The sequence below is a fragment of the Pseudomonas sp. SIMBA_068 genome, from assembly GCF_046534705.1.
In the GTDB taxonomy this organism is placed as follows: domain Bacteria; phylum Pseudomonadota; class Gammaproteobacteria; order Pseudomonadales; family Pseudomonadaceae; genus Aquipseudomonas; species Aquipseudomonas putida.
This window is the reverse complement of the sequence record NZ_JAWRYI010000007.1, coordinates 39,894-55,456: the sequence shown is the minus strand read 5'-3', so window position 1 is coordinate 55,456 and position 15,563 is coordinate 39,894. Positions and strand designations below refer to the sequence as shown.

General features: G+C 62.8%; 7 protein-coding genes. 1 reads left to right on the top strand and 6 read right to left on the bottom strand.

Going from position 1 to position 15,563, the window contains the following annotated elements:
• Window positions 1-22 precede the first annotated feature (22 nt).
• From SB756_RS17120 to SB756_RS17100, 5 genes are all read right to left on the bottom strand, one after another.
• Entirely contained in the window at window positions 23-2,473 is a 2,451-nt protein-coding gene (locus SB756_RS17120) for a TonB-dependent siderophore receptor (protein ID WP_410911206.1), read from the bottom strand.
• Between the two features lie 84 nt (window positions 2,474-2,557).
• The gene (locus tag SB756_RS17115) at window positions 2,558-3,505 is read right to left on the bottom strand and encodes a FecR domain-containing protein (protein WP_410911205.1); all 948 of its coding nucleotides are present in this window, start codon (window positions 3,503-3,505) and stop codon (window positions 2,558-2,560) included.
• A gap of 2 nt (window positions 3,506-3,507) precedes the next feature.
• Entirely contained in the window at window positions 3,508-4,038 is a 531-nt protein-coding gene (locus SB756_RS17110; RefSeq protein WP_410911204.1) for a sigma-70 family RNA polymerase sigma factor, read from the bottom strand.
• A 97-nt stretch (window positions 4,039-4,135) separates the two neighbouring features.
• Window positions 4,136-6,907 carry an amino acid adenylation domain-containing protein gene (locus SB756_RS17105; RefSeq protein WP_410911203.1) on the bottom strand — a complete coding sequence of 924 codons (2,772 nt, stop codon included), beginning with the start codon at window positions 6,905-6,907 and terminating at the stop codon, window positions 4,136-4,138.
• 258 nt (window positions 6,908-7,165) lie between these two features.
• Window positions 7,166-7,864 carry a pirin family protein gene (locus SB756_RS17100; protein ID WP_049275402.1) on the bottom strand — a complete coding sequence of 233 codons (699 nt, stop codon included), beginning with the start codon at window positions 7,862-7,864 and terminating at the stop codon, window positions 7,166-7,168.
• Window positions 7,865-8,039: 175 nt separating this feature from the next.
• On the opposite strand from SB756_RS17100, the gene SB756_RS17095 reads away from it, so the two are divergent.
• On the top strand, window positions 8,040-10,556 hold the full coding sequence (locus SB756_RS17095; RefSeq protein WP_410911202.1) for a UvrD-helicase domain-containing protein: 2,517 nt from the start codon (window positions 8,040-8,042) through the stop codon (window positions 10,554-10,556).
• A 6-nt stretch (window positions 10,557-10,562) separates the two neighbouring features.
• Here SB756_RS17095 and SB756_RS17090 read toward each other — a convergent pair whose 3' ends face one another.
• Window positions 10,563-15,359, bottom strand: coding sequence for an NEL-type E3 ubiquitin ligase domain-containing protein (locus tag SB756_RS17090; RefSeq protein WP_410911201.1), 4,797 nt, complete (start codon window positions 15,357-15,359; stop codon window positions 10,563-10,565).
• Between the last annotated feature and the right edge of the window lie 204 nt (window positions 15,360-15,563).

Sequence of the window (15,563 nt, the reverse complement as noted above, 5' to 3'; positions counted from 1 at the left end):
CCGGCAGCACAAGGCAGTAGCTCTAGAAGTCCCAGCGCGTCGTCACCATCATGTTGCGTGGCTCGCCGTAGTACGTGGTATCGAAGTTGCCAAGCCCGGTCAGGTAGACCTTGTCGAACACGTTGTTGGCATTGACCGTGAAGCTCAAGTGCTCGCTGTACTGATAGCGGGCCATCAGGTCCACCAGGGTGTAGCCGCCTTGTTTGATGCGGGTATAGTCGTTGGCGATCGGGCTGTAGATGTTGCCGTAGAAGCCGCTCTGCCAGCGCAGCCCACCGCCCACGGTCACCTGGTCGAATGCGCCAGGCAGGCGGTAGGTGTTGAACAGCCGCACTACGTGCTCAGGCTTGGTGGTTGCCAGAGGGAAGCCGAAAATCCGTTGGTCGTCGGCGTCGCGGGTACGGGCGTATGTGTAGCCGGCGGTGACGTTCCAGCCGGGTGCCAGTTCGCCGGCCAGCTCCAGTTCGACGCCCTTGGTGGTGGCGCCGTCGATGGCCTTGTAGATGCCTTCGTTGGTCACCGGGTTGGTGCCGATGTTGGAGGCGACGTTGTCTTGCTCGATGCGGAAGAACGCCAGGGTGCCGTTCAGCCTGCCGTCGAACCAGGCAGCCTTCAGCCCGGCTTCATAGCCGTCACCTTCGACGGGGGCGAGGGTGGCGCCGTTGATGTCCTTGTAAACCTGCGGCTGATAGATCGACGTGTAGCTGGCATACACCGAGTAGGTGTCGTCCAGGTCATAGACCACGCCCGCATAAGGGGTGACCACCCCGTGTTCCTTGTAGCTTGCGTGGGTGTCGCTCAACGAAGACGTTGGGTAATAGTCCTGATCATCGTTGTACTTGAAGGTACTGACCCGGGTGCCGAGGATGAGCGAAAGCTTGTCGGTCGGCCTCAAACGGGTGGCCACGTAGGCGCCGTTCTGGCTTTGCGTGGTGGTGTAGTCGCCGTTTTTCGGGAAGTTCTGTTCCGGCAATTTGCCATTCCAGTCGAAGATGGAGCCGGGCACCATGGCGAACGCGCTGCCGTCGTAGGTATCGCCGGTCTGCTTCGAATGCGAGGTCATGAAGCCTGCCACCAGGTCGTTCTCGCGGCCGAACAGGGTGAACGGGCCGGAAATATTCACGTCGGCGGTGTTTTGCACGCGGTGACCTTCCCAACGCCCCCAGTACAGGAACATGCCCTCGCCGGTTGCCGGGTTTGGGTTGCCGCCGCTGGCAGACGCCAGGCGCGTGTCATGGTCGCTGATCATGTGGTTGAGGCTGAGCTTGACCTTCCAGTTGTTGGCCAGTGCCTGCTCCAGCGAGCTGAAGTAGGTGGTTGACTCGAAGTCGCGACGGCTCCAGTCTGCCGCCGGGTTGTGCGCTCGCGAGAAATCGGTGCGGCTACCGTCGGAAAAGTAAGTCGGGTTACCTGTCCAGGACGAGCCGCGCGGGGTGGTGGCCTGGTTGTCGATGCCGAAGGTGAGCAGGGTGTCTGGCGTCAGGTCGGCTTCAAGAATGCCGTAGTAGACATCCTTTTTCTGCTTGTAGTGGTCCAGGTACGACTTGCGGTCCTGGTAGGCACCCACCAGGCGGCCGCGTACGCTACCGCTGTCGTTGAGCGAACCCGAAATATCACCTTCGGTACGGTAGTTGTCCCAGGACCCTGCGCTGGCGGTGATCGACGCCTTGAAGTCGTGGGTGGGCTTCTTGCGCACCAGGTTGACCGTCGCCGAGGGGTCGCCAGAGCCGGTCATCAGGCCGGTCGCACCCTTGATGACTTCGATGCGGTCGTAGGCGGCCATGTCGACGTGGGTCACGCCCTCATCGTAGACGCCGTCGTAGATGGTGTTGATGCCATCGTACTGGTAGTTGGTAATGGCAAACCCGCGTGCGGAGTACTCCATGCGTTCGCTGTCGTAAGCCTGGACCGAAACCCCGGGGGTGTTGCGCAGCACGTCGCCGATGTCTTGCGAGCCATGGTCGTCGATCACCTGGCGGGTGATCACGCTGACCGACTGCGGCGTTTCGCGCAGGGTCAGCGGCAGCTTGGTTGCGCTGGTAGAACCGCCGGTGGTGTAGGCGCCGGTACCCTCGGTGACGTTACCCAGCCCCAGCGCATCGACACGGCTGGGGGCCAACTCCAGCGCATCGCCCCGTGGGGTGCTTGACAGCAGCGAGTAGCGCCCATCGCTTTCCCGAGTGGCCTGCAACCCGGTGCCACTGAGCAGAATCTGCAAGGCTTGGTCGACGTCATAGCGCCCCTCGAGGGCAGGCGAACGTTTACCGCGCGTCCAGTGGGTGTCGAAAGACAACACGATGCCAGACTCGGCAGCGAACCGGGTAAGCGTTTCGCCAAGGTCGCCCTGCGGTAGGTGGTAGTCATGGGCTTGCGCGGCGCTGGCAGCGCCAGGCCCCGCGAGCAGTGCAGTCAGCAGCAGGCAGGTGCGCAGGCCTGGCGCAGTGAAAGGCCTGGTGTTGAAGCGGCAGGTCATCGTCGCGTTTCTCTGATAGGTAAAAGTCGGGATACCTATGAGTCGGATAAGCCCTGGCAAAGTGATCAGGCGCTCAGCATTTTTTTACGCCGCCGTGATGGTGACCCAAAAACGCGTACGCACCTGTACCTGCACCGGCAGTGAGGTGGTCAGCGCGCGCAGTATCTGGTCGGTATCGTCGAGCCGGTAGGTGCCGCTGATGCGCAGGCCTGCCACGGCTGGTGTGCAGCGCAGCCAGCCCGGGCGGTAGCGTGAAAGGTTGCTGATGAACGCGTCGAGGCGCTGGTCATTCACGATCAGCAACCCCCGGCCCCACGCATCTGCGGCCACGGGGACGGTTTCCAGCGCGGCGAAGCCTTGGTCATTGAACCGACAACGCTCCCCGCTGTTTACCAGCAGGGCCTGGCCCGAGCTCAGGGTTACACGCGCCTCCCGGGCAAATACCTCCAGGCTGCTGCCGTCATCGAACAAACGCAGGGCGAAGCGGCTTTCGCCTGCCTCGACCGTGCCGTTTCGGGTGCTGACCGTGCAATGCTGGCGCGCTGGTACCGTGACCATGACTTCACCTTGGCGCAGCAGCAAGCGTGCAGGGCCGAGGGTGTCATCCACATCGACTGCAGAGGCGGTATTGAGGATCAGCGCAGTGCCATTGCTCAGCATCAGCGAACGCTGTTCGCCCACGCCGGTGCGCACGTCTGCCAGCAGTGGAGACTGCTTGACCTCCCGGTATCCCCCCAGGCCCAGCGCGCCGCCCCCCAGCAGTATCAAGCCAGCCTTGACCACCCGCCGACGGCTGGCGTTCCGGCCGTGGGCTGCCAGCGCCAGTACGCGTGCAGACGCTGGGTTTTCGCTGGCTGCCATGCGCGTTTGCAGGCGCTCTGCCTGCTGCCAGGCCCAGGCATTGACGGGCGTCGCATTCAGCCACAGCTGCCAGGCCGAGTAATCACTGGCCTGCACCTCACCGCTGTTGAGCTGGCTGAACCAGTGCGCGGCCTGGCGTAACGCGGCCAGTTGCTCGGCATTCAGGTTCATGCTCAGTGGCCATGGTCAAGGCTGTAGATCATGCAGTGCTCGGCGGCCTTGGCAATGTAGCGGCGCACGCTGACTTCGGAAACACCCAACTGGATGGCGATGTGCTTGTAGGGCATGCCGTCGATCTGCGAAAGCAAAAATGCTTCACGTACCTTGGGCCCGAGCGAAGCTAGCATGGCGTCGAGTTCGAACAAGGTTTGCAGCAAGGCCACACGTTGCTCAGGTGAGATATCCAGTGCTTCGGGTTGCTCGGCGAGCACCTGAAGCCAGGCCCTTTCCAGGTGCACCCGGCGCAGGTGATCGATCATCAGGCGGCGAGCAATGGTTGCCAGGTAGCCTTTGGGTTCGCGCACGGCGTCCAGCCTTGCGGCGGCGTCGGCTGCAGACATCACACGCACGAACACATCCTGGACGATGTCTGCTGCCAAGTGGCTGCAGTTCACCCGCGGTTTCAGCCAGTTATGCAACCATTTGCTCTGGGCGCGGTATAGCTGGCTGACTTGAGAAGTAAAAGCTATATCCGGGATGCTCATCCATGCCGCCTGAAAATGTTTACAAATGTTAATGGTTCGCATTTTAGGCAGAGTGTTTCAGGGTTTGCAATCACAGCGCCATTGCCAGCAAGTCAGCTCAAGCAGAGGTAGCACGCTCGGCCGCATCGGCTCCACGCGCCTGGTTTTGCTTGTTCCATCGCGTAAACAGCAGACGCAACAGGGTGTTCCAGCAGTAACCCACCAGTACCCCTCCCGCCAGTGCCAGGGCGACCTCGAACAGCGGGTGCCTGAAAACATGGTTCGCCAGCGACTGGAACTGGAAATGCGTCAGGTAGATGAACAAGGTTGACGATGCAATGACCGCACCTCCCCGTGCTACCAGGGCGGGCACTGGCACCGAGCGGAACCAGATAAGGGCCAGCATCGCCGGCAGGGCGATATCGATATAACGCAAGAAAGCCTCCCAGCCAACGCCGGCAACCGCCATCAGGTCCAGCTCGCCGACCACCAGCACGGCCACCGCGCTGGCCACCCACTTGCGCGCGGTGGTATCGGCATGGTGCACGGCCATGCCCAGCACCATGACCGCCAGAAAGTGCTGCGGTACCCGGTTGAGCAGCGCACTGGCGTCGAACACGAAGCGGCTGAGCAGCACATCCAGGGCCACCAGCGCACAGGCCGCAATGATCAGGCAGCGGAACGGGTCGGCGAGGACGGCCTGGCGCACGCGCCTGATGGACAGCACCACACCGATGATCAGGATCATCTGTACCAGCACTTCGATGTACCAGTAATTGAACAGGCTGACCTCGCTGGCCGGGAACCAGTTGGACACCAGCAGCAGCGATTGCCAGTGCAACCGGTCGAACACCAGCTGGATCAGCGCGGTGTACAACAGGGTGGGCACCACGATGGCCGCCAGCGACCTGAGCAGCGTGCGCGCATCGCCACGCTCTTCGATGGCTTTGAGCTGGAACCGCGCCAGGCTGATGCCGGAGACCAGGAACAGCACCGACGTTTCGCCAACGATCAACCAATGGTCGAACTCGCTGAGGTGGCCGACCACGATCAGGACGATGGCCAGCATCCGCACGAACACCGGCATCTCCATCACCCGCCACGCGCTTTTCGGCGGCGCATTCAGCTCGGCCAGCTGGCACACCGGCAGCGTTTCCCAGCGCTGTGGCAGGTGGCCGATCAGCTCCTCCAGCACCCGCGAGGCTTGCACGAACGACAGCGAGTCGCCGCCCAGTTCGACAAAGCTCAACCTGGCGTCCAGGCGCGGCACCTGGAGGATGCGCGCCCAGGCCGTGCTCAGTTTTTCCGCCAAGGGGGACAAGGGAAGGCTGGCGCTGTCGTCAAATGGCGCAGGCAAGGCGCGTTTGTCCACTTTGCCGTTAGGGGTGAGCGGCAGGGCCTCGAGGAACATGAACAGCGCTGGCACCATGTAGTCCGGCAGCTGGCCGGCGAGCGCCTGGCGCAGTTCATCGGCGCTGGTGGGCTTTTGACCAACGCAATAGGCCACCAGCCGGATCGACGCGCTGTCGTGGTTGGCCACGACCACGCATTGGCCGATGTGGGGGTGACGGGTGATGGCGTTCTCGATTTCCGCCAGCTCGATGCGGTGGCCACGGATTTTCACCTGGCTGTCACCGCGCCCCAGGAAACTGGCGCTGCCATCGGCCAGGTAGGTGCCCAGGTCACCGGTGCGGTAACAGCGGTCGCCTGCGTCCCCGGTGAACGGGTTGACGATGAACTTGGCCTCGGTCAGCGCCGGGTCGCCCCAGTAACCCTGGGACAGATAGGGGCTGCGGATCAGGATTTCACCGGTTTCGCCCGCGCTGACCAGCTGGTTGGTCGAGTCGACCACCAGCAACTGCGCATTGGCGATGCCTTTGCCCAAGGGCACCCGGGCACTGTCCGAATCAGGGTCGAGGGTATGGAAGGCCATGGCTTGTGGCGTTTCGGTGGTGCCGTAGAAGTTCACATTGACGGCATGGGGCGCAATGGCGCGGATCTGCTGGTACAGCGCCGGGCTGAGCGCATCGCCTCCCCAGAACAGATAGCGCAGTTGATCGAGTAGCTGGCCATTAATGTGTGCGCCGGTCTCGATCAGCTTGCCCAGCGGCGGGGTGAGGTGGATTACGCTCACGCCGTGCTGTTGAATCCAGCCTGCCAGCTGTGACGGGTCGATCAGGGTCGGCTGGGCGGGGCAGGCGATGGTCGCGCCAATCGAAAGAGGCGTGAACACGTCGCGGTACACCGGGTCGTGGCCCAGACCGGAAAGCAGGGAGAAAGTATCAGCCTGGGTAAAGCCATGCTGGCGCACATGCCAGTCGATGAAGTGCACCAGGGGCGCGTGGTGAGTAACGATACCCTTGGGTTCACCGGTGCTGCCCGAGGTGAAGGTGATGTACGCCGGTTGCTCGGGGTTGACGCTGGGCAGCGCGACCTGTTGCCAGGGAAAGGCTTGCAGTGCCTCGGCGGGGGCTTCCGGCACCGTAACCACAATGGGGCCGGAGGCGTCGAGGGATGCATCACCACAGCGCAGGACGACCGTAGGCGCCAGTGTACTGATGATCTGCCCGATGCGCGCGGGAGGGTATGCAGCGTCGGCCACGGTAAAGGCCAGGCCGGCACGCAGGCAGCCGAGCATGGCGTACACCAGGGCGGCGCTGCGGCTGGCGACGATGACCACACGATCGGCGCCACTGGCAGCGTTTTCTACCAGATACGCGGCAATGCCCTGGCTTATCTGCGCCAGTTGGGCATAGCTGCAGCTGGTGTGCCGGGCAAGGATGGCGGTGGCATCCGGGCAGCGGCCGGCCTGCTCGAGGAAGGCGTGGTGAATCGGCTGGTCAGCACGGTGCTCCAGGCGCAGCGTCGGGTTCGGGCGCAGGTCCGGCATGATGGGTGAGGGCTCCGCATGAACGTTGGGGCTGGCTGGTAGCACAACGCTAGTGCAGGGTGGCCGATGGCGCCAATGTTCAGCGGGATTGGGAGGTGCTTGTCGACAGTCGGGTGCGTTGCGCGCCGCTCTCGTGACACAAGGCGGCTCCCACAAATATGGCGTGGGCCCGAAACCTGTGCGGTCCCTGTGGGAGCTGGCTTGCCGGCGATGAGGCCAGTACAGGTATTGCAAGGCAGCCTGCACCGGCCCGATCCATCAGGCCACATCCACCAGCACGATCTCGCTGTCCTCGATGGCGGTCACCCGCAGCACGTCTTCCTGCTCGATCGCCACACCGTCCCGTGCCTTGGCCCGCAGCCCGTTGACGTCCACCAGCCCCTTGGCCGGCACCAGGTAACCCCTGCGGGCGGCATCGAAGCGGTACTCGGCGGTTTCACCTGCACGCAAGGTGGCGGCCACCAGGCGGGCATCGGTGCGAATCTGCAGGCTGTCTTCATCACCGGCACGGCCGCTGGCCAGGGTCACGAAGCCTTCGCCACGTTCGCCTTTGGGAAACGGCCGGCTGCCCCACTGCGGTGCTTCACCCGTGCGCTCCGGCACGATCCAGATCTGGAAAATACGCGTATCGACGTCTTCCAGGTTGTACTCGCTGTGCACGATACCGGTACCGGCGCTCATCACCTGCACGTCACCGGCTTCGGTACGGCCTTTGTTACCCAGGCTGTCCTGGTGGCTGATCGCGCCTTCACGCACATAGGTGATGATTTCCATGTCGCGGTGCGGGTGCGGCGGGAAGCCGTTGCCAGCTGCGATCAGGTCGTCGTTCCATACCCGCAGGTTGCCCCAGTGCATGCGCGCCGGGTCGTAGTATTCGGCGAATGAGAAATGGTGGTGGGCATCGAGCCAGCCGTGGTTGGCGTGGCCGAGGCCTTCAAAGGGTCGCAGTTGCAGCATGGTCGTGCTCCTTGAATCAGTGGAATGACGCCATGATGCGCTAAAGAAACATCGAAAATAAGCGTAAATATCGGCTTAAAACAATCATATTGTTCGATATCAATTGCTGGCATGCTTTATTCGCTTCATCGCCTAATCCACTGATCTGCAAGCATTCGCTGGCGATTTTCCGTCGATGCGGCGAACATGCCAGCTGTTTTTGTTTTTCAACGGAGTGACCGTGGCCCACGAGCAACCCCAGGCCCCCGCCGACCTTACCCCTCCCGCGCAATTGCCCTGGTTTCGGCGCCTGGTCGCCCGCCTGCTGGGGCGTGGCCTGACCCGTCTGCAAGCCCAGCACCGTGACTCCTGGTTCCTCGGCCACGCCACCGGCCAGCGAAGTGGCCACGCCGATGGCGTTCGTGAAGGGTTCGACCGCGGGCGGGTGGAGGGTTACGAAGCCGGGCGCCAGGTGCTGGTGATCCGCGATACCCGGCCTGACATCGCTGCCGTGCCCGGTCAGGACGACAACCTGTTCGACGACTGGCGCCTGCCGTTGACAGCCGAGCTGAAAAAGCGCTTCAAAGCCGACGTCGCCCAGCGCCTGCCCGCCGAGGCGCAACCCAGCGCCGCGCAGTGGAAGCTGATCTTCAGTGACACCCCGTCCACCTGTGTGGTGGCCGGCGCCGGGGCAGGCAAGTCCACGTCGCTGGTGTTGCGCATCCTGCTGCTGCGCCATTATCTGGGTTACGAGCTGGACGCGATGACCGTGGTCACGTTCACCCGCGAGTCGCGCAAAGACTTCATCAAGCGCCTGGTGCAGGTATTCGCCCTGTGGCAGATCAGCCTGCAACCGGTGCAGGCTCGCGAGCTGGTGCGTACCTTCCATTCGCGCATCCTGCCGCTGGTACGCAGCCTGCCGGGCTTCGGCCAGGTGCGCGCCTTCGAGACGTTGGGCAACGAGATGCCTGCAGGGCGTGAGGCCGAGGCCGACAGCAACCCGTTCGACCTGCGCCTGAACGATGCCCAGCGCCAGCAACTGAACCAGTGCTATAGCAGCGTGCTGGGTGAGAGCCCGCGTTTTGCCGAGCTGGTCGGCTTGTTGCGCAGCGAAGCCTTGCAACTGAAACCACTGGACCCGAACAACCCTGACGTGCAGAAGCGCGCACAGGTGACCCAGTTGGCCGCCCAGCGCGACGAAGAACTGTGCGACGTAATCGAGGACCTGTGGTTCGCCGCCGGCGCCTGGCCGATCAAGGGCATCGAGCCTTGCCGCGAAACTGTCGACATCCGTGGCAGCCGCTTCCATGTGCATGGCCGCCTGGCTGGCCAGGGGCCGTTGGTGGTGCTTGGCTTCGACCCGGCTGAAAGCGCGCAGTACCAGCGCCCCGGCGCCAAATTGGCGGTGCGTGCCGAGTGGGCGGTAAAACGAACCCTGTTGCAGGCCTTCTGCGACCGGCCGCTGATCTGGCTCGACAACTATGCCATGGCCCGGCGCCTGGCGGCCTCGTTGGCTGGCGATGCCGTGGCCGGCCCGGGGTTCGAGTACAAGGTCAAGGGCGAACTGGCACCGGCGCCGTTGCTGGACGCCTTTGTCGGCGCGGCCAACTTCATCGAGAACCTTGGCCTGGACGTGAACAACGCGGTGGCGGCGATGAGCTTCCCGTCCGGCGACAGCGATGCCTTGTTTTTCGAGGCCCTGGCCCTGTACTGGAAGGCCCTGGAAGCACACTTGCTGGACCAGTCGCCGCCGGTGATGAGCTACAACCGCATGTTCGCCCTGTTCAGCGAGAACAACCCGGAAAACCTGCAACTGCTGCCCGACCCGTTGTTGCGGCCTCTGGCGCACCTGATGATCGACGAGTTCCAGGACGTGTCGCCGCAGATCGTCAGCTGGCTGCGCGCCAGCCTTGCTGAAATCCGCCGACGTGGCCCGACCATGCACACCGGGCGCCATGCCCAGCATTCGTCGCTGCTGTGCGTGGGTGACGACTGGCAGTCGATCTATGGCTGGCGGGGCAGTTCGCCCAAGTACTTCATGGAATTCACCAAAGCCTTCCCGTCGCCGGCCAACACGCGGGTGATGCTGGTCGACAACTACCGTTGCCAGCAGCAGGTGATCGACGCGGCCGAGCACCTGGTCAAAGGCACCCCGGCGATTGCCGGCAAGAAAGCCCGCGCCAGTGGCCCGGCAGCCGAATTGCCGGGCTCTGCGGTCAAGGTGTTCGACCGTGACGAGGCAGCCTTGGGTGAAACGCTGATCGAGCACTACCAACGGGGTGAGACGGTCATGATGCTGTACCGCAAGGGCAGCGACAGGGCCTTGATGAACGACCACCTGCAAAGCGTGCTGCATGCCGAGGCGGCGTTGCCGGCCGAGCAGCGCCGGCTGCGTCAGTTGACCTACCACAGTGCCAAAGGCTTGCAGGCCGATGCGGTGTTCATGCTGGGCGACTGCCAGTACCTGACCAGCTCGCCCTACAAGAACCAGGTGTACCGCCAGGCCGGTCTGGGCAAGGCCGGGGATGCCCAACCGTTCGATACGGCGCAGAAGGAAGAAGTGCAGCGCCTGGCCTACGTGGCGGTGACCCGTGCGGTGCAGCACTGCTACTGGCATGTCGAGCCCGCCAATGGTGATGCGGCCGCTGCCCCAAGGGCGTCGAGCCAGGTGGATGGCAGGCAGGCCTTCTTCGAAGACCTGCGCGGGCAGTGAATGGGGTCAGCGGCCGATTGTTTGCGTCTGGCGGGTGAGGCTGGTCAGCAGACCGGTTTCAACCTGCTGCTGCTCGGCAGTCAGCGCGTCCACGCCCTGGCGATACTGCTGCTCGTTGAGCACCACGCGACGTAACCTGCCGTCAGCATCCACCGGCCTTTCAGGCATGACCCTGGCCAAGGCTCGTCGCACCGAGCTGTCCAGGGATGTCACCGGTTCGGCGGTTTCATCCAGGCAGTAATAGAGGTAGTCAAGGCCTGGCCGCCAAAAGTCGGTGATCAGGCTGAACTGGGCCGCATGCTCTCGTTTCAAGTACTCGATCCAGCCCGGCTGCTGGGTCAACCACTGCTCCCGAGCGATGGCATCCCTGTCCAGGGAAAGGACCGCAGTTTTCACCCTTTCGATGATTGTGTCGTTGATTCTGGCCGTATTGCGGTACAGCATGCCTCGGCTCGGCTCAGGGTAGTCCAGCGCGTTGGCCAACGACTGGCGCAAGGCCAAACGTACCTCCACATCGTCCACCAGCCCCGTTTGAAGTTCGCTGTCCGGAAAGGCTGAGGGGTCGTCGAGCTCATCGTAGGGGGGGAGGTTTTCATCGAAGGCCCCGTCGATCAGCGCCTGTTTGCGCAAGGACCTTCTCCAGCTGATGCGATCGGCCAGTTGATTGACCTGACTGCGTCGATACAGCTTGCCATACAGGCTCAGTAGATCAGCCGGCCGACTGCCGGCGACGGCTGCAGATTCGTGGGCCAACACTTCTATCTCCAAGGCACTGAAAGCGTCGGCACCCGCGTCGCCACAGGTTGGTGGGAAGTCGCCGGCCACGGTGGCGAGGCGCTCACGCAGCACGGTGTCGTGGGCAGCGTCATCCAGCAGCTTCCAGACGCGCGCCCTCAGGGCCTCGCCATCACGCTGCGCTTCTGCCGACTGGGCAAGACGTTCGAGTACGCCCAGCAGCGCTGCGTTTTCACCTTGGTCGAACAGGTCGCTCCACAGCTGCTCCTCGGCATTGCTCGCCTCGCCACGGAAAACGCCTTGCCACAGTGGCACGTCTTCTGCGTGTTCGAAGACGTTGACGCCGCTGCTGCCCAAGCGTGCACGTGTCTGGGCTTCCAGGGTGTTGTAGTTGAACAACCAGCGGCGCTCCGGCAAGTGTGCGGCGACATCGCGGGCAAACGGGGTACGCAGCACACCAGGCAAGTCTGGCAGGGTACGAATGCGGTTGGACGACAGGTTCAGATAGCGCAGTTGGTACTGGGGCTGGCTCATCAGGACGGTCAGGCTGTCGGGCCACTGCTGCAGTTCGCAACGCTCAAGCTCCAGGTGGACAAGACGGGCCATGAAGCGTAGGTCGGGTGCCAGGTGCAGTGGGTTGCCTGATAAGTGCAGTAGTACGGGGTGGATCATGTCCTGAAACTGGGCGGCAAGGCTTTCGTCGAGGGTGATTTGATTGTGGGCCAGGCCGAGGGCATCCAGGGGCAAGCGCGTCAGGAAGCCCAAACTGGTGGTGTCGAGTTGCAGCCGGTTGCGGCTGAGCCACAGGAGTCGCAAGCCGGGCATTGCTCCGATGGCCTGTTGGGCGGTGGGTGAAAGGGTGGTCAGGCCATTGTCTGTCAGGCCCAGCTCGCGTAGTCGCGGTGCTGACCTGAGCGCCTCGAACAATGTTTCGGCATCGATGTCCGGGTTGCCGACGATGTCCAGGGTTTCCAGGTTAGGGAAGTTCGTCAGGAAGCTGCCCTCCAGGCGCCGCATCTGCAGCCCCTCGAGCCTGAGATTGCGAATATGCGGCATGCGTGCAGTGAAAGCGGGTAGCGCTTCGAGCTGCATACGGTCCAGTACCAGTGTTTCGGCTTGCGCGCCGCCTTCACGGCGGGAAGCACTCATCAGCCGCTCGGTGCATTGCTGGCGATCAAAGCGCTCTTCAAGGGTGCGGGCGGTGCTTACCCAGCGGTTGAGATCTCGGTTGAGGGTACGCTGCTCGACCTCCAGCTGGTTGATCGCACTACCCAGGTCGCCTCCTCGAGCCAGTTCGGCTTGTAGCCCACTGATTTGCTCGGTGCTGAGTTCGGGGTAGAGCGTCCGGAGTCGACGTGCAGCCGGCAAGGCTCGTCCTTGCAGGCCTCGGCCGCTCAGGGGATAGCCCAGCTGGCCGTTGGCCAACCGCAAAGGGGAGCGGAACCTGGGGTTGATGGGTTGCTGGCCGAGCAGTGAGGCGCAGTGCTGGCGATCGCCGAGGGCGAGTTCCAGCAACTGGGCAGGGTCAGCCTGCGGGTGTTCGGCTTGCAGCGCCTGTTGCAGGCGCAGGCTGTCGTCGTTGGCCAGGCTGGGCCTGAAAATACCGAGGATGGCGCGGTCAAGCCGCACTCGAGCTTGCAGAAGGCGCGCTTCCTCGGCAATGCGAAGCGGCACCCGCCCGTTTGTCAGGCGTTGCCGTTCGGCGTTGCTGATGTTGCCAAGCAATGCTTCAAGCGCGCTGTCCGGCAGCCCGGGAAACTGCCGGGCGAGGGTTTGTGCGGTTGCTGGGCGTGTGGGACGGTGTCTTTGTTGCAGGCTCTCGAACAGCGCCTCGCGATGCTGTTCCAGGTGTTGCGCAAGCTTGTTGTTCAGTGCGGACGATCGGTGCTCGGCTGGTGTGTCACCGAGCAAATGCCCGATGGCTTGTTCATCCATCTGATCCAGCACGGTCTGGCTCAATTGGCCATTGTCCAGGTCGGTACGGGTAATTTCGATTTCCACTTGGCCCAGCGTGTGCGGGGGGCCGTAGCGCACAGATTCGCCCCACGGTTCTGGCCCTTGGTAAACCTTGAGCACGTTCCCCTCGGGCCACCCCGGCAGGCGCAGCAACTCAGGCAAGGCGAAGTTCTTGTACGCAGCCAGCGGCAACCCATGGAGTACGCAGTTGATGATCTGTTGTGCCTGATTGTCCAGTTGCAACCGCTGCAGCGTGTCGATCAACAAAGCGGGTGGACGCAGGCCCGCTGCCTGGGTGCGGCGCAGCACGTCTGGATCGGTACCGGTAGTGCGCATGGCATGGTCCAGTTCGCTGTCGTCCAGGCCTGCGCTATGGCTGCCGAGGCGGCGCGCAAGCTGTTCGCGGTCCCATTCCAGAGGCTGTTCATGGGCCAGTTGCCAGCGGCCGTTACCATGATGCAGCAAGCGTGGGGCATAGGCCTGCGCGTCATCGGGGTGGCGCACGCGCCATTGCTGATCAGCGCCCTGAAACACCTCGTACAGGGTCCCATCCAGCTTCAGGTAGGTCTTCCCATCGACGTGTACATGGCCGAGCAAATCGGGTGGAGCCCCCTCAGGAATAGCCGCCGTGCTCGCATAGGGTTTCATGTCGGGGTGCCAGAGCACCTCCTTGTCTTCATGCCATACACTTTTCAGTGCATCGACAAAGCCGGACGCCTGGACGATCCTGGTGCCCACTGCAAAGCCGGCGATCACGCCCGCGTTGATGGCCAGCGATTCCAACTGCGCCAGTGCCTGCCGGGTATCACCTGCCTCCCAGGCCTCGAACCCGGTGAAAACAGAGCTCATCAGGTCGTAAGCAAAAACGCCTAGCATGACCGTGTTCAAACCCGGCACGAAGAACGCGGCGACATTCAGCACGTTCATCCCCAGGTCGAACCAGTATTTCAGACGCTCGTTGCGGGCGTTGGCGTCGACTTCGGCGGTAGGCACAGCGATGGTTTTTGCGTCGGCCTTCATGCGCGCAAGGTGTGCGTTGTACAGGGACGTCCAAGGGTCGGTCCTGATGGGCGAGAGCGTAAAAGGGATCACTGGCATGATGCGGGGTTTGCGTGTGCCCGCTTCATCCTCTTCGAACAGCGCGATTTCCAGTTTTACGGCGAGTTCTTTTTGCCTGTCCTTGTAGGCGAAATGCACCAAGGCGCGGCGAAACTCGCTTTGCAATAGCCGGCTGCGCAGGTGCTTGCCCGCCTCCTGACGAGAAGCGAACTCCCTTACCGGGTGCTCGTTGTCGCCAGGGACATACACAATGCAGGGGTTCTTGCGATAAGGGTTGTCTGGCCCGATGAACAGTATTTCGTGGACGGGTATATCGAACAGGTTGAAGTGCCAACAATGCAACGCCTCGTTTTCATAGGTGGGGTGAGGGTTGCCGTCGCACAGTTGCCCAAGTGCATCGAGCCCGGCCTGGCTCAGCAGGCCTTTGAGTTTGGCGATCAATGCCTGGACCCTCAAGGCCTCACGGTTCGCTGCAATCGACAGGCGCTGGATTTCAGCGCGATTGGCGCCTTCATGGGTTGCAAGCAAATGGTCTTGATAGCGTTTGCCAAGGTCCAGCGCCCGACAATGCCTGACGAAGTCCGCCATCGTCAGGCCTGCCAGGGGCGTGTCGCTGGCAGCGGCGTTGGTGAGCCTGCTGTAGGGGCCGACTTCGTCCAGCCCTTCGAAGTTGTGCAGGGCAGCCTCCAGCAAGCTGCGTGTTTGCGGCTGGCCTACGGGGCGGGTGGCCAGCACGTCCGCTTCCACGTCCGGTACCAAAGGCGTTTCCACATCGGGAACGCCGACCCAGATGTTGGCCTCTGACTCAAAGGGCTGGAACACATACTGCGCCCTGTCTACAGGCACATTCAGCTTCAACCGCTCGGTCAACAGAGGGCCGCAGAACGCGATGATGTCCTTGAACTCGCCTAGCGCCTTTTTGACTTGCGCCAGCCGTTTGTTACGGGTTTGCAACGCGTTGTGCAACTGCTCACGCATTGGCCCATCGGCAGTGGCATACCACGAGTAAGGGGCGCCATCTTCATCGAGGTACTCCTTGTACAGGCTCTGCACCACTTTGCGTGTATGCGTGGGTTGGAGCGCCTTGCTCCATTTCGGTAACGATCGGGTTATCTGGCTTTGATGTAACGGTGTCGGGGTTGTCATGGTCACCATCTCTTTTGTGGAAGGAGATAGTCCACGCTGATCAAGGCGTCGGGGTGCGGTAGATAGTTGTTGGCCGCGGTCGGTCCTGCGTATGCGCGGGTCGGTGGGGGG